General features: G+C 64.2%; 21 protein-coding genes and 1 pseudogene. 12 read left to right on the top strand and 10 right to left on the bottom strand.

Going from position 1 to position 19773, the window contains the following annotated elements; genetic code table 11:
* Nucleotides 1-152: 152 nt before the first annotated feature.
* On the bottom strand, nucleotides 153-1187 hold the full coding sequence (locus EB233_RS04735) for an aspartate-semialdehyde dehydrogenase (protein ID WP_027055195.1): 1035 nt from the start codon (nucleotides 1185-1187) through the stop codon (nucleotides 153-155).
* 471 nt (nucleotides 1188-1658) lie between these two features.
* Between EB233_RS04735 and EB233_RS04730 the strand changes: the two genes are divergently transcribed.
* From EB233_RS04730 to EB233_RS04710, 5 genes are all read left to right on the top strand, one after another.
* A complete protein-coding gene (locus tag EB233_RS04730) occupies nucleotides 1659-3539 on the top strand; it encodes a DEAD/DEAH box helicase (protein WP_064990977.1) in 1881 nt (626 codons plus the stop codon).
* Nucleotides 3540-3752: 213 nt separating this feature from the next.
* Entirely contained in the window at nucleotides 3753-4451 is a 699-nt protein-coding gene (locus EB233_RS04725; protein WP_064990976.1) for a DUF805 domain-containing protein, read from the top strand.
* A gap of 68 nt (nucleotides 4452-4519) precedes the next feature.
* Nucleotides 4520-5173: a DUF805 domain-containing protein gene (locus EB233_RS04720; protein WP_064990975.1), complete on the top strand. Its 654-nt coding sequence runs from the start codon at nucleotides 4520-4522 to the stop codon at nucleotides 5171-5173.
* Nucleotides 5174-5350: 177 nt separating this feature from the next.
* The gene (locus EB233_RS04715) at nucleotides 5351-5779 is read left to right on the top strand and encodes an SRPBCC family protein (RefSeq protein ID WP_064991234.1); all 429 of its coding nucleotides are present in this window, start codon (nucleotides 5351-5353) and stop codon (nucleotides 5777-5779) included.
* Nucleotides 5772-6227 (top strand): MarR family winged helix-turn-helix transcriptional regulator, encoded by a 456-nt coding sequence (locus EB233_RS04710; RefSeq protein WP_027055200.1) that lies wholly within the window; start codon nucleotides 5772-5774, stop codon nucleotides 6225-6227. Before EB233_RS04715 ends, EB233_RS04710 begins: the two co-directional genes overlap by 8 nt.
* Nucleotides 6228-6233: 6 nt before the next feature.
* Here the strand turns inward: EB233_RS04710 and leuB are convergent, their stop codons facing one another.
* From leuB to leuD, 5 genes are all read right to left on the bottom strand, one after another.
* Entirely contained in the window at nucleotides 6234-7337 is a 1104-nt protein-coding gene (gene leuB / locus EB233_RS04705; RefSeq protein WP_064990974.1) for a 3-isopropylmalate dehydrogenase, read from the bottom strand.
* Between the two features lie 141 nt (nucleotides 7338-7478).
* The gene (locus tag EB233_RS04700) at nucleotides 7479-7829 is read right to left on the bottom strand and encodes a VOC family protein (protein WP_064990973.1); all 351 of its coding nucleotides are present in this window, start codon (nucleotides 7827-7829) and stop codon (nucleotides 7479-7481) included.
* On the bottom strand, nucleotides 7826-8209 hold the full coding sequence (locus EB233_RS04695) for a RidA family protein (RefSeq protein ID WP_064990972.1): 384 nt from the start codon (nucleotides 8207-8209) through the stop codon (nucleotides 7826-7828). The genes EB233_RS04700 and EB233_RS04695 overlap by 4 nt, the downstream gene beginning before the upstream one ends.
* A gap of 294 nt (nucleotides 8210-8503) precedes the next feature.
* Entirely contained in the window at nucleotides 8504-9457 is a 954-nt protein-coding gene (locus EB233_RS04690) for a hypothetical protein (protein ID WP_064990971.1), read from the bottom strand.
* Between the two features lie 69 nt (nucleotides 9458-9526).
* Nucleotides 9527-10132, bottom strand: coding sequence for a 3-isopropylmalate dehydratase small subunit (leuD, locus tag EB233_RS04685; RefSeq protein WP_064990970.1), 606 nt, complete (start codon nucleotides 10130-10132; stop codon nucleotides 9527-9529).
* Between the two features lie 175 nt (nucleotides 10133-10307).
* Here leuD and EB233_RS04680 point away from each other — a divergent pair, with 175 nt between their 5' ends.
* The 5 genes and pseudogenes from EB233_RS04680 to EB233_RS04660 form a co-directional block, all read left to right on the top strand.
* On the top strand, nucleotides 10308-10733 hold the full coding sequence (locus tag EB233_RS04680; protein WP_064990969.1) for a GNAT family N-acetyltransferase: 426 nt from the start codon (nucleotides 10308-10310) through the stop codon (nucleotides 10731-10733).
* Nucleotides 10734-10836: 103 nt separating this feature from the next.
* Nucleotides 10837-11151, top strand: coding sequence for an ArsR/SmtB family transcription factor (locus EB233_RS04675; RefSeq protein WP_064991233.1), 315 nt, complete (start codon nucleotides 10837-10839; stop codon nucleotides 11149-11151).
* Complete coding sequence (locus EB233_RS04670) at nucleotides 11148-11597, top strand: SRPBCC family protein (RefSeq protein ID WP_064990968.1); 450 nt, start codon at nucleotides 11148-11150, stop codon at nucleotides 11595-11597. Before EB233_RS04675 ends, EB233_RS04670 begins: the two co-directional genes overlap by 4 nt.
* Nucleotides 11598-11638: 41 nt before the next feature.
* Nucleotides 11639-12130 (top strand): SRPBCC family protein, encoded by a 492-nt coding sequence (locus tag EB233_RS04665; RefSeq protein WP_064990967.1) that lies wholly within the window; start codon nucleotides 11639-11641, stop codon nucleotides 12128-12130.
* Nucleotides 12131-12183: 53 nt separating this feature from the next.
* Nucleotides 12184-12834 (top strand): annotated as a pseudogene (locus EB233_RS04660) (DUF72 domain-containing protein); the annotation flags it as partial.
* A gap of 127 nt (nucleotides 12835-12961) precedes the next feature.
* On the opposite strand, the gene EB233_RS04655 reads toward EB233_RS04660, so the two are convergent.
* The 4 genes from EB233_RS04655 to EB233_RS04640 are packed head-to-tail and all read right to left on the bottom strand — an operon-like array spanning nucleotide 12962 to nucleotide 17989.
* The gene (locus EB233_RS04655) at nucleotides 12962-14128 is read right to left on the bottom strand and encodes an NAD(P)/FAD-dependent oxidoreductase (RefSeq protein WP_064990965.1); all 1167 of its coding nucleotides are present in this window, start codon (nucleotides 14126-14128) and stop codon (nucleotides 12962-12964) included.
* 28 nt (nucleotides 14129-14156) lie between these two features.
* Nucleotides 14157-15758: an ATP-binding protein gene (locus tag EB233_RS04650; RefSeq protein WP_064990964.1), complete on the bottom strand. Its 1602-nt coding sequence runs from the start codon at nucleotides 15756-15758 to the stop codon at nucleotides 14157-14159.
* Nucleotides 15749-16441 (bottom strand): response regulator transcription factor, encoded by a 693-nt coding sequence (locus tag EB233_RS04645; protein WP_064990963.1) that lies wholly within the window; start codon nucleotides 16439-16441, stop codon nucleotides 15749-15751. The genes EB233_RS04650 and EB233_RS04645 overlap by 10 nt, the downstream gene beginning before the upstream one ends.
* 3 nt (nucleotides 16442-16444) lie before the next feature.
* Nucleotides 16445-17989, bottom strand: a complete 1545-nt coding sequence (locus EB233_RS04640; RefSeq protein ID WP_064990962.1) for a DUF4153 domain-containing protein — start codon at nucleotides 17987-17989, stop codon at nucleotides 16445-16447.
* A 385-nt stretch (nucleotides 17990-18374) separates the two neighbouring features.
* On the opposite strand from EB233_RS04640, the gene EB233_RS04635 reads away from it, so the two are divergent.
* Together EB233_RS04635 and EB233_RS04630 are read left to right on the top strand one after the other, a co-directional pair.
* Nucleotides 18375-19271, top strand: coding sequence for an HpcH/HpaI aldolase/citrate lyase family protein (locus tag EB233_RS04635; RefSeq protein WP_064990961.1), 897 nt, complete (start codon nucleotides 18375-18377; stop codon nucleotides 19269-19271).
* Nucleotides 19272-19314: 43 nt separating this feature from the next.
* Nucleotides 19315-19521, top strand: coding sequence for a DUF1737 domain-containing protein (locus EB233_RS04630; protein ID WP_015314987.1), 207 nt, complete (start codon nucleotides 19315-19317; stop codon nucleotides 19519-19521).
* Nucleotides 19522-19773: the final 252 nt, after the last annotated feature.

Below are 19773 nucleotides of genomic sequence, written 5' to 3'. Positions count from 1 at the left end.
CCGGCACCTTCTCCCCGTAGAACGGGGAGAAGGAAGAGTGCCTTCGGCCGAAGGCCGAGCCCGCGACAGCGGGCCGCCGGTCGTCCGGCGCCCCCGCGGAGGGCCAGCCGCGGCAGCGGCGGTGCGGCCCGTGAGCGCTAATCAAACAGCCGTCAGGCCGCCTTCTTCTTTGGCTGGATCAGGCCGCGCTCGACCAGAAGCTCGGCGATCTGCACGGCGTTGAGCGCCGCGCCCTTGCGCAGATTGTCGGAAACGATCCACATCGACAGGCCGTTGTCGATGGTCGAATCCTCGCGGATGCGCGAGATGAAGGTGGCGTCCTCGCCGGCTGACTCCAGCGGCGTGATGTAGCCGCCGTCCTCGCGCTTGTCCAAAACCTGGCAGCCGGGAGCATCGCGCAGGATATCGCGCGCCTCGTCGGCGGTGATCGGCTTCTCGAACTCGATGTTGACCGCTTCCGAATGGCCGATGAACACCGGCACGCGCACGCAGGTTGCCGTCAGCTTGATCTTGGGGTCGAGCATCTTCTTGGTTTCGGCGACCATCTTCCACTCTTCCTTGGTGGAGCCGTCGTCGAGGAAGACGTCGATATGCGGGATGACGTTGAAGGCGATGCGCTTGGTGAACTTCTTGACGTCGACCTGGTCGGCGACGAAGACCGCACGGGTCTGGGTAAAGAGCTCGTCCATGCCTTCCTTGCCGGCGCCCGACACCGACTGGTAGGTGGCGACAACGACGCGCTTGATGGTGGCGGCATCGTGCAGCGGCTTCAGCGCCACCACCAGCTGCGCGGTCGAGCAGTTCGGGTTGGCGATGATGTTCTTGCGGGTGAACAGCGAGATCGCGTCCGGGTTCACTTCCGGCACGATCAGCGGCACGTCCTGGTCGTAGCGGAAGGCCGACGAATTATCGATGACGACGCAGCCCTGCTTGCCGATCTTCGGCGACCATTCCTTGGAGACATTGCCGCCGGCCGACATGATGCAGATGTCGGTGTCGGAAAAATCATACTGGTCGAGCGGCCTGACCTTCAGCGTGCGATCGCCGAACGACACTTCCGTGCCCATGCTGCGCCGCGAGGCCAGCGCCACCACTTCGCTCACTGGAAAGCCGCGCTCTTCCAGTATGTTGAGCATTTCCCGGCCCACATTGCCCGTGGCGCCGACGACTGCAACCTTGAAACTCATCTGAGATCTCCTGTCCCTCTCCGCTTGGTTTTTGGAGAAAACCCGCTGGCCGAAGCGGGTTCCGTCCCCCGGGCCGGACCCGGGAGAGGGTGGTTAGGCCAAGGGAATCACACCGTTTTGGCGGTGGTTTTTTTGGCCATGGTTTTGCTGGAACGGACGGACGCGTCCAAGCGCCCGGCCCAATGCTTTACATTGTGGCTGGGGGCGTCGAATGCAAGAAGAGCCATCAAAAGGCCGCGCATCGAAGACAATCCCGTTCGAAGCGGGCTTTTACGCGGTTTGCGGCAGGAGTCAATTGCGGCGCCTGTTCTTCCTTTTCCCCTTGTGGGAGAAGGCAAGGCGGGCGGCGTGCTTTGACTGTACAATCGCCACTGCAGGAAGTACGAACGGCCAAGATTGTTGGCTGGCGTTGCGCCAGCCCCGGCCTGCGCTCCATGATCGGCGCAGAACCCTGAATTCCGAAAGAGTAAGATGTCCAACTTCGAAGCACTTGTTCCCGCGCTGGCAAAGGCGCTGGAAAAACGCGGCTATGCCGAGCTGACGCCGGTGCAGAAGGCCGTGCTGGAGCTCGGGCAGGCCGACGCATTGGTGTCGGCGCAGACCGGGTCCGGCAAGACCGTGGCCTTCGGCCTCGCTCTGGCGCCGACGCTTCTCGAAGGCGCCGAGCGCTTTGGCCAAGCCGCCGCACCGCTGGCATTGGCGGTGGCGCCGACGCGGGAGCTGGCGCTGCAGGTGACGCGCGAGCTGGAATGGCTTTACGAAATGACCGGCGCCACGGTGGCCTCCTGCGTCGGCGGCATGGACATGCGCACCGAGCGGCGCGCGCTGGAGCGCGGCGCCCACATCGTCGTCGGCACGCCCGGGCGGTTGCGCGATCACATCACCCGAAACTCGCTCGACATGTCGGCGCTGAAAGCCGTGGTGCTCGACGAGGCCGACGAGATGCTCGATCTCGGTTTTCGCGAGGATCTCGAATTCATCCTCGATGCAGCACCCAACGAACGCCGCACGCTGATGTTCTCGGCCACCGTGCCGCGCTCGATCGCAACGCTGGCGCAGGGCTATCAGCGCGATGCCGTGCGCATTTCGGCCGCCGGTGAGGAGAAGCAGCATCTCGACATCGAGTATCGCGCGCTGAATGTCGCCCAGGCCGACCGCGAGAACGCCATCATCAACGTGCTGCGTTTCTACGAGGCGAAGAACGCACTGGTGTTCTGCAACACCCGCGCCGCCGTCAACCATCTGACCGCGCGTTTCAACAACCGCAATTTCTCCGTTGTCGCGCTCTCGGGCGAACTCAGCCAGAACGAGCGCAGCCATGCATTACAGGCAATGCGCGACGGACGCGCCAAGGTCTGTATCGCCACCGACGTCGCCGCGCGCGGCATCGACCTGCCCAATCTCGAACTGGTCATCCACGCCGACCTGCCGACCAATCCGGAAACGCTGCTGCACCGCAGCGGTCGCACCGGGCGTGCCGGCCGCAAGGGCGTCAGCGCACTGATCGTGCCGGGCAGCGCCCGCAGGCGCACCGAGCGGCTGCTGCAGAACGCCGGGCTGAAGGCGACATGGGCAAGCCCGCCTTCCGCCGACGACGTGATCCGGCGTGACGACGAGCGCATCCTTGCCGATCCGGCCTTCGACGAGCCGGTGAAGCATGACGAGCGCGCTTTCATCGACGCGCTGCTCGCCAAACATGGTGCCGAACAGGTGGCGGCAGCCTTCGTGCGCCAATGCCGCGCCAGCCGCTCGGCGCCCGAGGATCTCATGGACGTCGCACCGTTCGCACCTTCGGGCACGCCTTCACGGGAAAGACCGGGGGGCGAGAAATTCGCGCACCGCGACGAGGCGCCCAGCCGCCGCGAGGATTTCGGCGCCAGCGTCTGGTTCTCGCTGTCGGTCGGCCGCCGGCAGAATGCCGAGCCGCGCTGGCTGATCCCGATGCTGTGCCGCACCGGCAGCATCTCGAAGCGCGAGATCGGCGCCATCAAGATGCAGCCGGAGGAAACCTTCGTGCAGATCGCCGCGGACTGGGCCGACCGTTTTCTGGCCGCCATCGGTCCCGATCGCAAATTGCAGGGCAACATCGTGGTCAAGCGGCTGGAGGGCACGCCGGATTTGTCGCGGGCCGGCTACCAGCCGCCGAGCCCGGACAAGAAACCGCATCGCGGCAAGGCGCCGTTCGACCCGAACGCGCCGAAGCGCAAGTTCGAGAAGCGCGCACCCGCATCCGCCGACCAGCGCCCGGCCGCCGCGCATGAGGCAAAGCCGTGGGCGAAGAAGGCGGGCAAGCCGAAATTCGACAATGCCGGCCCGCCAAAACACAAGAAGGCCAAGAAGCGGCCTTCGTAAGATCTACCAGGATCGGAGGCCTCGTGACCTGCCCATCCTGGCTCGCGGCGCTGGCATCGGAATGCTCGACGGTCAATGTCTGCTTGGGCAAAGAGGCTGCACGTGAAGCCTTATGCTTGATTTGCCGCTAATGGTAGCCGCGCCGCTTGGCCTTGCCGGCGGGGTCGGGCCTGTGCCACACCTTGGCAGGGACGCGGCGACAGGGGGTGTCAAATGCGCGGCGAGGTGCTTCACTATGATGCGGACCAGGGCTTCGGTTTCATCACCGGAGCCGATGGCAACCGCTACACTTTCACGCGAGAGAACCTTCGCCGGCAAACCGCGATGCCCAAAGGCGCGGCGGTCGAGTTCCAGCCGGGCGGCGGCCAGGCGCGTGACGTTTTCTTGATAGAGGCCGCAAGCCCGGCCGCCGGTGCAAGCCCCGCACCGACTCAAGCCAATCCCGCGCCCACGGCCGTCGTATCACCGGCGCAGCATTTCGGTCGGACGGCAGAGCCGGCAGAGCCCACCGATCTCTGGTCCTATTTCTGGGGAGGCCTGACCCGGAACTACTTCAATTTTGCCGGCCGCGCCCGCCGCAAGGAATATTGGGGCTATTGCCTGTTCTGGACGATCGCGTTGCTGGTGATCGTCGGCATCGGCGTTTTCACCGATGCCGAGATAGGCAATTTCGACAACGCCGAGGTGCCGGCGATGACGGTGGGGCTTTTCGGCCTTTTCCTGCTGGCCACCTTCCTGCCCAGCCTCGGCATGATCGTGCGCCGCCTACACGACCTCGGCCTGACCGGCTGGCTCTGCCTGCTCATCCTGGTCCCGACCTTCGGCGGCCTGATCATCCTCGTCTTCGCGCTGATCCCGACACAGGGACGCGAAAACCAGTGGGGGCCGGTGCCGGCGGGGGTCCGCGTCTAACCTAAACGTGCACATTGCAATCAACTTTTAGTAGTATTGGCGCATCGCAGCACGGTGAGGGGCAAGGTATGCGGGGCGCGGTCTATCACTACGACCAGGATCAGGATTTCGGTTACATCAATGGGGTCGACGGCAAGCGCTATATGTTTGCTCGTAATGATCTGAACGATGGTGTGGCCCTCGTGAGGGGCACTCTCGTCGAGTTCGAGCCGGATGACGGCGCGGCCCACAATGTAGTCGCCGTCGCCTCGGCCACGCCGTCGTCAGTTACCGGTCAACCACTTAAGCCTGGCCAAAACCAGCCAGCCGGTTCAACAGGGCTGTGGAGCTATTTCGGGCGCGCGGTGAGCGTGGACTATTTCAATTTCAGCGGACGCGCCCGCCGCAAGGAATTCTGGGCCTTTTGGCTAGGCTATACCCTTGCGATGGTTGCGCTTCTTGGCTTCGGGATACTCGTCAATCTGGCCATTAACGGCTTCGGCATCAACGCGGGCAGGAGCTCGATAGGCTTCGTACCTGCCCTTATCTTCGCCTTGGCAGCTACCCTGCCGTGGATCGCACTTGTCGTGCGGCGTCTTCACGACATCGGCCTGAGTGGCTGGTTTATTTTGTCCTGCTTCGTCCCGGCCATTGGCGGCGTGGCATTGCTGGTTTTCGGGCTGATGCCATCCCAGGTGGGCGAAAACCCCTGGGGGCAGGTGCCGGCAGGGGTCAAGGTTTAGAGATCAGTCCCAAGAATGTTCTTTTAGCTATATAAAACAACTGGTTAAGTGTTCGGAACATACCTCCCTCAGTCGAATTTCGCCACGGCTAAAGATTCTTCTTGCAATTTACTCCGCGCACAGATAATCTGTGTGCAGATCAAATCATCGATCGAACGGGATGGACGGAGCAAGACGATGTGGACCAACGAATACACCGCGATTTCCCCGCTGCCGGCGCAAGCCATCTGGAACGCATTGAAGGCGTTGCATGAAGGCCGCCTGACCTATGAAGGGTCAGACACCTTCGTGCTGCACGGGCCTTTCGCCAGGGGCACACGTGTCTCGGTGACCCCGGTCGGACAGGATACGTTCGAATCGACGATTGTCGATCTCGTCGACAACGTCACCTATGCCGACGAAACTTCTTTCGGCGACACCAGGCTCTTGTTCAGGCATACGCTGAAGCCGGTCGAAGGCGGCACGCAGGTGACGCACCGGCTTGAAATATCAGGCCCTTCGGCCGCCGAGGTCGGACCGGAGCTTGGACCGCAGATCAGCGGCGATTTCGACACCTCGATGGCTAAATTGTTCGAGCAGGCGGCGGAGTTGGCGAGCCATGGGTGATGGGCAGGATTTGAAGACGCGCTTCGGCGGACCTGCGGAGAGCCCCGGCTTGTTGCTCTGGCGAACCACCATGCGCTGGCAGCGCGTCATGACGGCGGCGCTAGCGCCACTGGACCTGACTCATGTTCAGTTCGTGTTGCTGGCCTCGGCCATGTGGCTCGGCCGCAATGGCGAGCCGCCCAACCAGGTGCAGCTCGCCGCCCAGGCCGGCACCGAAGTGAAGATGACGTCTGATGTCGTTGCCCGGCTCGAGGCAAAAGGATTGATCGCACGCGAGGCCGACCCCAGGGATTCCCGTGCCAAGGTGATCCGCATCACCCCAGCCGGGGCGGCATCCGCGCAGCAAGCCATCGTTGCCGTCGAGGCCGCCGACGCGGCCTTTTTCGAGCCGGTGGACGAAGCGCAACTCGTCGGCATGCTGCGTCAGCTTGCCGGCGAGATACGCTGAGACTGGTTAAGCCAGGAACCTGGCGATGATGGCGTCGCCCATCTGGACCGTGCCGACCTCGGTCATGCCTTCGGACATGATGTCCTTCGTCCGCAGGCCCTGGTCGAGCACGGCGGCGATCGCAGCCTCCACACGGTCGGCTTCCTCGACCATGCCGAAGGAATAGCGCAGGCACATGGCGAAGGAAGCGATCATGGCGATCGGATTGGCGATGCCCTTGCCAGCGATGTCGGGCGCCGAGCCGTGCACCGGCTCGTAGAGCGCCTTGCGCTTCTTGGTTTTCGCGTCAGGCGCGCCGAGCGAGGCCGACGGCAGCATGCCGATCGAGCCGGTCAGCATGGCGGCGATGTCGGACAGCATGTCGCCGAACAGATTGTCGGTGACGATGACGTCGAACTGTTTCGGCCAGCGCACCAGTTGCATGCCGCCGGCATCGGCCAGCATGTGGTCGAGCTTGACGTCGGAATAGCGTGCCTTGTGGGTCTGGGTGACGACCTCGTTCCACAGCACGCCCGACTTCATGACGTTGCGCTTTTCCATCGAGGTGACGTGGTTCTTGCGGGTCCGCGCCAGTTCGAAGGCGACGCCCGAAATGCGCTCGATCTCGAACGTATCGTAGACCTGCGTGTCGATGCCGCGCTTCTGGCCGTTGCCGAGATCGATGATCTGCTTGGGCTCGCCGAAATAGACGCCGCCGGTCAGTTCGCGCACGATGAGGATGTCGAGGCCTTCGACCACCTCCTGCTTGAGCGAGGAGGATGCGGCCAGCGCCGGGTAACAGATGGCGGGGCGCAGATTGGCGAACAGCTCCATGTCCTTGCGCAGCCGCAGCAGGCCGGCTTCGGGACGCACTTCGTAAGGCACCGCATCCCATTTCGGCCCGCCGACGGCGCCGAACAGCACTGCGTCCGCCGCCATCGCCTTTGCCATGTCGGCATCGGAAATGGCCGCGCCATGCGCGTCGTAGGCGCAGCCGCCCACCAAGCCTTCATCGGTAACGAAGCCGCTACCGAGCTTTTCGTTCATGGCCGCGATCAGTTTCTTGACCTCGGCCATGGCCTCAGGGCCGATGCCGTCGCCGGGGAGCAGGAAAAGATGTTTCGTTGCCATGGAGAAAACCGTCCCAGAAAAAGAATGCGTTTTGACTTTGCACAGCGTCCTTTACGCGCCAAGAGGCGCGCGGCGCTGTGCTACCGCGGCCTTGCTAAACGCCAAGCGCTTGCGGCGCAAGCCTGCGCTTGAGAAGCGCATTCACCGATGCGAGAGAATGTTAACCAGCCGGCCCAGCGGATCGCGCACATAGAAGCGCCGTACGCCCCAGGGCTCGTCGGCCGGTCCGTATTCGATGGCGAAGCCGGCGGCCTTCATGGCGGCCAGCGCCTCGTCGACATCATCGACCTCGATCGACAAATCGGGCACTGGCGTGCCGGAGCCGCCCTGTTCGGCGAAGCTGATCTGTACCGCCATCGTTCCGGACGAACCGTAGGTGGCGATCCAGCCATGATCCATCAGCAGTTCGAGGCCGAGAACGTCCTGGTAAAAACGCCTGGCCGCCGCGACATCGGGCGTGGCGATGTTGGCGATGATGCGTAGGACCGTCATGCGGACCGCCGCAGCGCCGTGACCTCGATCTCGATCTTCATTTCCGGCTTGTTGAGCTGGCAGACGATCATCGTCGCCGCCGGCCGGATGTCGCCGAACGTCTCGCCGAGGATCGGGAAGACCAGATCCACGAAGGCCTGGTCGGTGATGTAGTAATGCGCCCGCACCACGTCGGCCATGTCAAAGCCGCCGTCGGCAAGCGCTTTGGAAATCGTCGCCAGGCAGTTGCGCGTCTGCGCCTCGACGCCGTCCGGCATCGTCATGGTGGCATAGTCATAGCCGGTGGTCCCGGAGACGAAGCACCAGTCGCCCTGCACCACCGCGCGCGAATAGCCGGCGGTCTTTTCGAACGGCGAGCCGGTGGAGATGAGTTTGCGCATGGGAGGCCTCGCGGTTGGTTTGGTCATTCTGAACCGCGCGAGCGATCCAGTCGTGAGCCAGGGAGCGTAGACTGGCGGTGCAAAACTTTGATGGCGGCGGGACAGCGCCCCCCTCTGGCCTGCCGGCCATCTCCCCCACTTGGGGGAGATCAGACATCACGCCGGCTTTCGCCAATCTCATATGTTGAGGAATGGGCGGAGCGCCCGAAATAGCCGATCTCCCCCCTTGTGGGGGAGATGTCCGGCAGGAAAGAGGGGGGCGCGAAGGATCGCGGCATCACAGAAGGGCTTCGGCTAATTCGCCGACCCCTGCGCGTCGTCGAGCGCCTTCTTGATGTCGGCCGGCCAGGTCGTGACCGCCGGCCATGCCTGAGGCTCGCCATTGTCGCCACGGCGGGCGAAGTAGAGCGTGTGCTTGGCCGGATCGACCGCCATGAATCCGTCATTGCCGCCGCAGTCGTGCGGCACGCAGCCGGTGGCGTAGAAAGCGCCGGAGGCCGTCTTTTCCGTGCCGCCGCCGACCAGCAGGCTGGTCGCCATGTCGGGCATGTCCTTGCCGAGTAGTTTCACGGCCTCCTTGTAGACGGCCTCGTTGTGGAAGGCGTCGATGATGTTGTCGTATTTCGACGGATCGATGTCCTTCCAGTCGGTGCCGGGTTCCGGCGTGTAGGTGAGATTGCCCGAGATCGTCAGCCCCTCCGTGGGTGACCACTGCAGCGCCGGCTTGGTATCGCCGGGTAACAAATAAGGCACGAAATAGATGGCGCTGTCGGAGATCGCGGCCGGTGGCGCGCCGCATTCGTCCTGCTCGACCGTCGTCGTCCTTATCTCACCGTCCTTCGGCTTCCAGACGATGACCTTGGCCGGTCCGCACTGATTGCCGCCGTCGCCGACATCGACCAGCGCTACGTTGACGTCGCCGATCTTCACGACCTTGTCGAAGAAGACATCGTAGTTGCTGGCCAGCTGCTTGCCGTCATAGGCCAGCACCTTGTCGCCGTCCTGCTCCGGCTGCGTGATGGTCAACTGGCCGCCCTCGAACGGTATCGGCGCTTGCTTGTCATCGTCGGCGGGCGCCGCATCGCTGGTGCTCGACCCGCTTTGGTCGGTCGCCGGCTGGTCGGCCGGCTTCTGGGCTGTCGAGGGCGCCAGTTGCGCGGCGGGTGTCTGTGTCTGCGCAACCGCGCTCGTGGCGGGCACCACCAAAATGGCCAGCCCGCAAACGCCGGCAAGAAGTGAACGTGCCATGACTGTCCCTCCCTTCAGTCGCCAAGACCCCGGCCTCGAAAGGCCGGGCCTGTCGTCGGACGGCGCCGCTCAGGCCCAGGGGCGCTGTTCGGCGTTCTTCTTCTCGAACGAGGCGATGGCGCCGGCCTTCTCCATGGTCAGCCCGATGTCGTCGAGCCCGTTGAGCAGGCAGTGCCGCTTGAAGTCGTCGAGGTCGAAGGTGACCACGCCGCCATCGGGGCCACGGATTTCCTTGGCTTCGAGGTCGATCGACAAAGTGGCGTTGGAGCCGCGCGAGGCGTCGTCCATCAGCTTCTCCAGATCCTCGGGGCTGACGGTGATCGGCAGCACGCCGTTCTTGAAGCAGTTGTTGTAGAAGATGTCGGCGAACGAGGTCGAGATGACGCAACGTATGCCGAAATCGAGCAGCGCCCACGGCGCGTGCTCACGGCTCGAACCACAGCCGAAATTGTCGCCGGCGACCAGGATCTGCGCCTTGCGGTAGGCTGGCTTGTTGAGCACGAAATCCGGATTTTCCGAACCGTCGTCGTTGTAGCGCATTTCTGCGAACAGCCCGGTGCCAAGCCCGGTGCGCTTGATCGTCTTGAGATAATCCTTCGGGATGATCATGTCGGTGTCGACATTGACGATGGGCATCGGAGCGGCGACGCCGGTGAGTTTGGTGAATTTTTCCATTGCCTTTGGCCCGTGTTTTCGTTGCGGGGATTTGCCGAGGCACGGTTTACACAAAGCCGCGGGCAAATAAAAGGCAACTGTTCGTGCTGCCCAAGCCAGACCGCATATCGCCCGAAAGTGGCCTCGGCGCGAAACTAGCTTCGAATTCGCCGACCTATGGTGCAGTCTGGCGGTCATGGCCGAGAACTCCCGGATTCTCTACGCACATGAACCCGCGCTCGACGTCGCCGAATTCCGCCGCGTGCTGGTGGAATCCGGCCTCGGCGAGACGCGCCCCGTCGATGACGAAGCGCGACTGCGAGCGATGCTGTCAGGCGCCAATCTGGTGCTGACGGCACGTCTCGATGTGGCGGGCAAGCCGGTGGTCGGCGTTATCAGGGCAATGACCGACTTTTCCTGGGTCTGCTACATCTCCGAACTCGCCGTTTCCCAGTCGGCGCAGGGGCTTGGCATCGGCAAGGGCCTGATGGCCGAGGCCCGGCGCCGGCTCGGGCCGTCCGTCGCCATCAGCCTGATCTCCATGCCCGACGCCGTCGGCTTCTACGAGCGCATCGGCATGAAGCGCATGGCCGACGCATTCTGGTTCTCCCGCAAGCGCTGACGCTTTCCACTCACGATCGCCTTGCCTGATGGGCAGGCAAACTTTTCGTGATTCGCCAGCCACTTGACATGCAACCAAATGGTTGCATATTAAAGCCATGAGCATGGATGCCGTCTTTCGCGCACTGGCCGACCCGACACGCCGGCAATTGCTGGACAGCCTCCATGCCAGGAACGGGCAGACGCTGAATGCGCTGTGCGCGGAAATGGACATGACGCGCCAGGCGGTGACCAAGCACCTGGCGATCCTGGAGGAAGCCAACCTCGTCACCACGCTTCGGCGGGGCCGGGAGAAGGAGCACTACCTCAACCCCGTTCCCATCAACGAGATCGCCGAGCGCTGGATCGGCAAATTCGAACGGGGGCGTCTCGACGCCCTCAGCAATTTGAAGAAACGCCTCGAAAGGGAAGAGCCGTGAGCAACAACACCTTCGTCTACGTGACCTACATCCGCACCACGCCCGAAGAACTTTGGGAGGCGCTGACCGACGCGGAATTCAACCGGCAGTTCTTCCTCTGCTCCTATCAGGAGAGCGAGTGGAAGGTCGGCTCCAGCTGGAAGCTCATCTTCCCTGACGGCAGCATTGCCGACTCGGGCGAAATCCTCGAGATCGACCCGCCGCGACGCCTGGTCATCAAATGGCGCAATGAATGGATGCCGGAGATCAAGGAAGACGGCTACACGCGCTGCACCTTCGCCATCGAGCAGGACGGCGATCTGATGAAGCTTGCCGTCACCCACGAAGCGGACGGGCCGCACAGGCTGATCGGCAACGTCGCCAAGGGTTGGCCGCTGGTGCTCGCCAGCCTCAAGAGCCTGCTCGAGACCGGCAAGGGCTTCGAACGTCCGCCGTCAAAGGGATGAAAGCCTCGTTCGATAGCGGAACAATTTCTGAGGAGAGAGTCATGATGCATTTCTCCAGTGTGCGGAGCATGACCAATGGCGAGACGATCATGGCTTCGGCCACCATCGAGGCGCCTCCCGAGCGGATCTTCCCTGCGCTGGTCGGCAAGGACGTGGAGCAGTGGTGGGGGTCCACAGACACCTGCCGGATGGTCGACTGGTCGACCGACCTTCGTGTCGGCGGCCGCTGGAGCATTATCGTCCAGACGGCCGATGGCAGGGAGCTGCCGGCCGCCGGCGAATTCCTGGAGATCGAAGCGTCGCGCCGGATCGTGCAGACGCGGGCCTATCATTGGGACCATCCGACACTCGGCCGGCGGCAAACCACGGTCGCCTGGTTGCTGCAGCCGATCGCCGAGGGCACACGCCTCACCATCTGCCATGGCGGTTTTGCCGGGCTGAGCGACGCAGCGGCCGAGCATGCCGAGGGTTGGGGGCGGGTTCTGATCTGGCTGCAGGCTGATGCCGCGGCCGGGAGACTGGCGGCGGCCTGAGCAGCGGTCGCAGCTTGTCTTGACCGGCGCCTCATCTGGTCCACATCCCATGCATGGAAAAGCAGGTATGTTTCATAGGCACGGCCGGCTGGGGAATTCCAAGCCGATACAAGGAAGAATTCCCGCAGCCCGGCTCACATCTGGAACGCTATTCCAGGCACTTTCCGATCGTCGAGATCGACACCTCCTTCTACAAGCCGCATCGCCGCGAGACCTATGAACGTTGGGCGGGTTCCGTGCCGGCGCACTTCCGCTTTGCCGTCAAGATGCCGAAAGCCATGACCCATGAGCATCGTCTCGCGGATTGCGAAGCTCTTGCCGACGCGTTTCTCCGGCAGGTCGAGGGCCTCGGCGGCAAGCTGAGCGTGCTTCTGGTGCAGTTGCCGCCGAGCTTGCCCTACGAGCCGGACATCGCAGGCGGCTTCTTCGATATGCTCAGCAAGCGAACAAAGGCAAGACTGGCATGCGAGCCGCGCCACGCGAGCTGGTTCGAAGCGGAGGCGGAAGCCCTTCTGGCCGGCCGGCGGATCGCGCGCGTTGCCGCCGATCCCGCTCCGGTCCCTGCGGCAGCGGTGCCGGGCGGTTGGGCCGGCCTCGCCTATTTCCGCTGGCATGGCATGCCGCGCGTCTATTATTCGGACTACGACGCCGAAAGCCTCGCCCGGATCAGGCAACAGGTGCAAACAGCGGCCGCGTCGGGCGCCGAGGTCTGGGGCATTTTCGACAACACGGCTGCCGGACATGCGCTTGGCAACGCTCTTGCTGTCGATGCCGTGGTTGCCCAGACTCCTCTTCCTTCTCCCCTTGTGGGAGAAGGGAAGAAACCCGCCTCTAGATCACATTCAGTTCCCGGAACGCCCTGCCCTCCGCTACCCGCTCATACCCGAACGCCGAGCAGTCGATCGTCCGATACCCGCCATGCACCAGAAACTCCGCCAGCGCCTTGCCCACCGCCGGCGCCTGCTGCAGGCCGTGGCCGGAAAATCCGTTGGCGAAGATGAAATTGCCGACCTCTGGATGCGGCCCGATCACCGCATTCTGGTCGAGCGTGTTGTAGTCATAGTGCCCGGCCCAGGCGCGCGTCGCCTTGATCGCCTCGAAGGCGGGAATGCGGGTCGCCAGCACCGGCCAGATAGCCTCTTCGAACAGCGGCCAGTCGACCTCAAAATCGGCAGGGTCGGCGGGGCCGTCGCCCTCTTCCGGTTCGGCGCCGCCAGTAAGGTAGACCGAGCCTTCCGGGCGCACATAAATGCCGGAGGGATCGACCAACAGCGGCATGTCGGCATATTTCTCGCGCGCCTCGAAAACGAAAACGTTGCGCTTGCGCGGCTCGACCGGCAGCGCCAGCCCGGCAAGAGCCGCGACCTTGCCGGCATTCGGCCCGGCGGCGTTGACGACGATGCCGGCCTCAAGCGTCTGGCCATTGTCGAGGGAGACGCTGGTGACGCGGTTGCCGTCGCGCACGATGCCGGTGACCGAAGCGGTGATGAAATCGATCTGCTTGTCGCGCAGCGCCTTGCGGAACAGCGTTAGCATGGCGTGCGCGTCGAACCAGCCTTCGCCGCTGCGGCCATAGGCGCCGGCGGAAATGCCTTCGCTCGACAGCCAGGGGAAGCGCCGCGTCAACTGGCCGGCGTCCTCGAGCACGATGTCGGCGCCCTCGGCCACCTGCGCGTCGTGATTGGCCTTTAGGATCGGCAGGCCGGTCTCGCCGGCCAGAATGAGATAGCCGCCTTCGCGAAAACCGATATCGGCATCGGTGCCGAAGGTCTCCTTCAGCCGCCGGAACAGTTTCAGCGTGAACTGCGACAGCCGGATGTTTTCAGGGATCGAGAATTGCTGCCGGATCGAGGCCATGGACAGTGTCGTCGCCGCATGGGCGAATTGCGGATCGCGTTCGATCAGCGCGATGGAGCCGGAAAACCCTTCCTCGCGCAGATAATAGGCAATGGAGGACCCGACGATGGCTCCGCCGATGATGACGATGTCGTAGCGCATTTTTTCTCCGATCCGGCCGCCGGCCTCTCTACGCCGCCGGCAGAATGATCTCGAAGCGCGTGCCGCGTTCGGAGTCAACCAGCCCGATCGAGCCATCATGCGCTTTCAGGAGGGCCAGCACGATGCCGAGGCCCATGCCGGTGCCGCCCGAATCGCGCCGGGTGGTGAAGAACGGTTCGAAAATACGCGCCCGGTTGCTTGGCGAAATGCCGTCGCCATCGTCGCTCACCAGCACCGTTGCCTTGCCACCATCGCTTGTCGTGGCGATCGAAACCAGCGTCGCGCCGTGCCTAGCGGAATTGTCGATGAGATTGGCGAGCACGATAGCCGCGTTCTCGGCCGAGATGCGCAAGGCTCGATCACCGCCCGCCTCGACGCGAACCGTCAGCCTGGTGTCCACGGGCAGCAGCGCCAGCGCGGCATTGATCGAGGTGCTTTCGCCGCTGGGCGCAAGATTTTCGGCCTTCGCCAGATCGAGCAGGCGCCGGACCAGCAGGTTGAGCCGCCCGGCGTCGGTGACGATATTATTGGAGAAACGCCGCCGGTCGTCATCGTCCATGGCGCTGCCGGAATCGCGCAGCAATTCCGCCGCCCCCTGGATCGCCGTCAGCGGCGATTTGAGTTCGTGCGAGACATGGGTGGCAAACGTCTGGATCGAGTCCGATCGCGCCTGCAGTTTTTCCGCCATGTCGAGGAAGGCGGCCGAAAGCTCCGCCATTTCATAGGTGCCGTGATGGTCGAGCGGGCGGATTGCGTCGCGCTCGCCGGCGGCGATGCGTTGCGTGCGGTCGATCAGCGCATAGATCGGCCGGCTGACGGTGCGCAGGAAGACGAGGCCGATGAGCAGCGTGCCGCCGAGGATGGCGATCGCCGCCAGGGTCACCTTGCCGCGTTCGCCATAGAGATGCTTTATGATGTTGTTGGGCGTGCGCGAGACATAGACCACGCCGGCGACCCGGCCGTCGACGGCCACCGGCAAGGCGACGAAGACCCGCACCTTGGTACCGCGGCTGACCGAATAAAGCGGTGGCGCGGGCTGGTCGGGAATGCGCAGCCGCAGCGCGCTGGCATAGCGGCCGGCCAGCGCGTCGCGCACCTCCTCGACCTCGCCAAGCGACTGCCCGACCTCGCCACGCCCAGCGATGACGACACCTCTTGGATCGAGCAGGCGAAAGCCGGCCAGCGTGGTCTTCTGCGTCGCGTCGAGAATGCCCGACAGGCGCACGCCGATCGCGGCGAAGGCGGGATCGGCGGTGGCGGGCTCTGCGGCCGGCCGGATCGGCAGCACATAATCCGAAGCGAGATCGAGGCGTGGCTCGACCGGCCGGTACGGGCCGTCCGGATCGGCACTTCGGCCAGCGCTGCCATCGGCCTGCGGCATCGGCGCGCCGAGCTTTTCCGGTGGAATGCCGGCGTCGCGGACATCCCGCGCATAGATGGCGGCGATGGCCGCCCCTTGCGCGATCAGCTCCGCTTCGGTCTGGCGGATCAGTTGGTTCTCGTAGAGGCGGAAGAAGAACAGGCCGACCAGCGGCAAGGCCATGACAAGGATCAGGATGGCGACGACGACCGTGGCAAGCCGTGGCCGCCATTTGCGGCCGATCCATTTGCGCGAGGCCCTCAGCCGCATCGGCCGAGCCGGAAGCCGACGCCATGCACGGTTTCGATGGCATCGAGGCACCCCACCACCGCCAGCTTGGCGCGGATGTTGCGGATGTGGCTGTCGACCGTGCGGTCGGCGACATGGATCTTGCCGGCATAGGCATTGGCCATTACCGCCTCGCGGTCGAGCACATGCGCCGGCCGCGCCAGAAACCCCTTCAGGATCGCGAACTCGATGCCCGTCAGGGCAAGCGGCTTGCCGTCGAAGGCGGCCGCGTGGCTGGCCGGCGCCAGCGTCAGCTTGCCATGCGCGAACTGCCTGTCGTCTACCGGTTCGGGCGCCGGCGGGCGGGCACGGCGCAGGATGACGTTGACGCGGGCGACCAGCTCGCGCGGGGAAAACGGTTTCGTCACATAGTCGTCGCCGCCCATTTCCAGCCCGAGGATGCGGTCGATCTCCTCGTCGCGCGCCGACAGGAACAGCACCGGCACATCGGATGTGTTCCTGAGCCGCCGGCAGACCTCGAGCCCGTCCATCTCCGGCATGCCGATGTCGAGCACGACGAGATCCGGCGCCCGGCGTGCGATTTCCTGCAAGGCGGCGGCGCCGTCGGCCACGCCAAGCGTTGTCATGCCGGCCTTTTCCAGCGCGAAGCAGATCACTTCGCGGATATGCGGATCATCGTCGGCGACGAGAATGTGATGCGGCATCGGTCAGCGGCCCGGCAAGGAAGGTTGCGCAGGCTGAGGAAGCACGGGCGACCCCTTGCTGTCGAGATATCGAAGCAGCCGCCAGTCGCGAAAGCTCCAGGCGCGCCAGTCCCGCTGGACGCCGCGATACCAGTCTTCGTCGCTGTCCCGCAATCCCTCGAGTTCGCGCACAGTGCCGGCGGCAGCCGTCTTGTCCTGGTGATCGAAGAAACGGTCGAGCGCCGGAAACGCGCCCGGCCCGAGCGAGCGCAGATACCAGGCGTCGAGGGGAATGCCCTGGCCGGTCATCTCGAGGGAATGGTCGACATTGTAATTGGCGATCATGGCGGCAAAATTGATGAAGCAGCAGCCATAAAGCGTCAGCGATAACGTCAGAAGATTGGCGGAGGATAGCCATTCGTTGGATTTTCCGAGCGCGATGCGGGCGATGATCAGCGCCAGCCCCGCCGCCACCAGCCCCATCCAGACGAAGGCGGCGATACGCCAGTAGGTCAGCGCATAGATGCCGATATAGAGGTCGAGCCGCAGGATCGACGAGACGACCAGCATGATGTTTTGCGCCACCCAGGCATAGACCAGCCGGCGGATGAGCGGATCGGCCGAAGTCTCGCTTCCAGGCCTGAGCGCCGCCAGCACGAAACCGGCGGCAAGCAGGGCGGTGACGATCAGGGGATAGGCGCCGCGATGCGCATAGGCGGCGTAGCTCAACCCGTCGGGAAGGGCTGCCCCGCCCCACAGATAGGTGGCGTCGAGCCCGGTCTGCAACGCGAACAGAATGTTGAAGACGAGCAAGGCACGCAGGATGGCTGCCTTGCCGAACAGGATGTCTTCGATGACATGCCTTTGCGGATTGATCGCCGGTTGAGCGGCAAGGGCGGGATTTTGCCGGGAGACGCGCTTCGAGAAACGCGGCAGGCGCGGCCGCAGAAAAGCCCAGACGACGGCAAGCACGAACAGCCAGAAGGCAATCCGCGCCAGCTGGATGAGATCGAGCAGTTTCATCAGGTCGATTAGCGACAGCCAGTAGTCGATGACCGGGTTGGCGGCGCCGAACAGCGCCAGGAACACAGCGCCGAGCGTCAGCGGCATCACCCACACCGCGACCGCCGCCAGCCGGACGCGGCGCCGGCCGAACCGGCGCGCCGTCCTGCGCCAGCGAATGAAGTCCCTGATGAAGCGGAACGGCACCGCCAGCCAGAACAGCGCGACCTGGCCGGCAATGCGCGCCATGCCGTGGCGCAGGCGTCCGCTCGACGAAAGCGCGAAGACGACCAGCGCCGCAAGCGCGATCGACACCGACAAGGCGCTGACATTCTCAGTGAGCGGCAGCAGCGCGACGAGCAAGGCGGCGGGCTTGAGCCAGACCCTGCCGTCGCTGAAGGCCGCTGGATGCACGGCCACCACAGCAGCCGCAATGAGGGTGGCGAAAAGGAAGACGGTGATACCGGCGGGCTGGCCGTAGAAGAGGAAATCCGCCAGCACGACCAGCAGCGCGGCAACACCGAAGCGGCGGCAATAGCTTGGTGCTGCTGAGAGAAATAATGTCATGAGCTGACCTTCCTGATGGTGTCCAATCGCCGCCTTGGCGGCGGGCTCTTGCGGGCGAAAGGGATGAGGGTCGCCATGGGAACCGCGCGTGGCGGATCGACCAGCCACCAGCCTTCGCTGCGCAGGCGCTGTGGCAGGGACCAACGGGGTTTTGCTCGTTTGTGCATGCCGCCGGTCTCGCAGGCGGGCGGGGAATTGGCAGGGCGGATCCGAGGAGCTTTTCCGCAGGCCTGTGCAGTTTTCGTGCAGGGACCGCGCTTCCACCGTTGGAGTGCTGCCCGCTATCCCTTGCCAGACCCTGGCGCTGCCAACTTCGACGACTGGCTCATCTCAGGCACGGCCCTCTGCGCTTGCCTCACCTGTCCACACGCGGCATAGATCGGCCATGACAGCCGAACCCTACCGCCCGCGCCGCTCGGTGCTCTATGTCCCGGCCTCCAACGACAAGGCGCTGGCCAAGATCGCGCAGCTGTCCTGCGATGCCGTCATCATCGACCTCGAGGATGCCGTCGCGCCGGCCGACAAGGTTGCCGCCCGCGAAAAACTGCCGGCGATCTTCGCCAACCGCCCTGGTGCCAACCACCTTGGCCACCGCTGCGAGATGGTGGTGCGCGTCAATGCGCTGGCCAGCGAATGGGGCGCCGACGACCTGCTGGCCGCGGCAAAATTCGAGCCCGACGGCATCCTCTTGTCCAAGGTCGCGACACCGCGCGATATCCTCGAGGTCGGCGACGTGCTCGATGACAATTCTGCCCCCGACAGCGTGAAGCTGTGGGCGATGATCGAGACGCCCAGGGCGCTGCTCAACATCGGCGCCATTGCCGAACTGGGTCGCGATCCGGCCTCACGGCTCGATTGTTTCGTTGCCGGAACGAATGACCTGGCCAAGGACACCGGTGTGCTGGCGACGCCGGACCGGCGCTACCTCGTGCCATGGCTGCTGCAGATGGTGCTGGCCGCGCGCGCCGGTGGCCTCGACATGCTCGACGGCGTTGCCAATGATTTTCGCGACCTCGACGCCTTTGCCCGCGAATGCGCGGACGCGACGGCCATGGGCTTCGATGGCAAGACCCTCATCCATCCGGCCCAGATCGACGCGGCAAACCGCGCCTTTGCGCCGTCCACGGCAGCGCTGACCGAGGCGCGCCTGATAAAGGACGCGTTTTCACGTGCCGAGAATGCCGGCAAAGGCGTGATCGCGCTGAACGGCAGGATGGTCGAGCGGCTGCACCTGGCGCAGGCCGAAAAACTGCTGGCGAAAGCCGCCGCCATCGGCGCATGATGCCGGCCCTATGCTCGCGGGCTACTCACGACAGGACTGAAAAATGAAACTTTACCGCTTTCTGACCGCCCCCGACGATGCCAGCTTCTGCCACAAGGTGACGGCGGCCCTGAACAAAGGCTGGCACCTGTTCGGCTCGCCGACCTACGCCTACGACAAGAAAACCAAGACCATGCGCTGCGGCCAGGCCGTGGTGAAGGATGTCGACGGCCAGGAATACGGGCCGGACACCAAGCTGAGTGATTGGTAGATTTTACAAGCGCCGACGCAGGCTGTGTCGAGATTCAGGTCAGGCCGAGTCGGAGTCGAAGACGGGCGCGCAGCGACCAAACTGGGTGGTACCCGAGAACCGGCCTTCGCCGGCCGAAGCCCTCATAAGGGTCTCCGCTCTATGAAGGCTACGGCCGGCGTAGGCCGGAGCGGAGCGTACTTTTGGTTACGTGAGCACAGTTCTACTGCGACGCAGTAGAACGGGGAAGCGCAGGGGACCGCCGTTTGCAGA

Source organism: Mesorhizobium erdmanii (assembly GCF_013170725.1).
Taxonomy (GTDB): Bacteria; Pseudomonadota; Alphaproteobacteria; order Rhizobiales; family Rhizobiaceae; genus Mesorhizobium; species Mesorhizobium erdmanii.
This window is presented reverse-complemented; position numbering and strand designations above follow the sequence as displayed.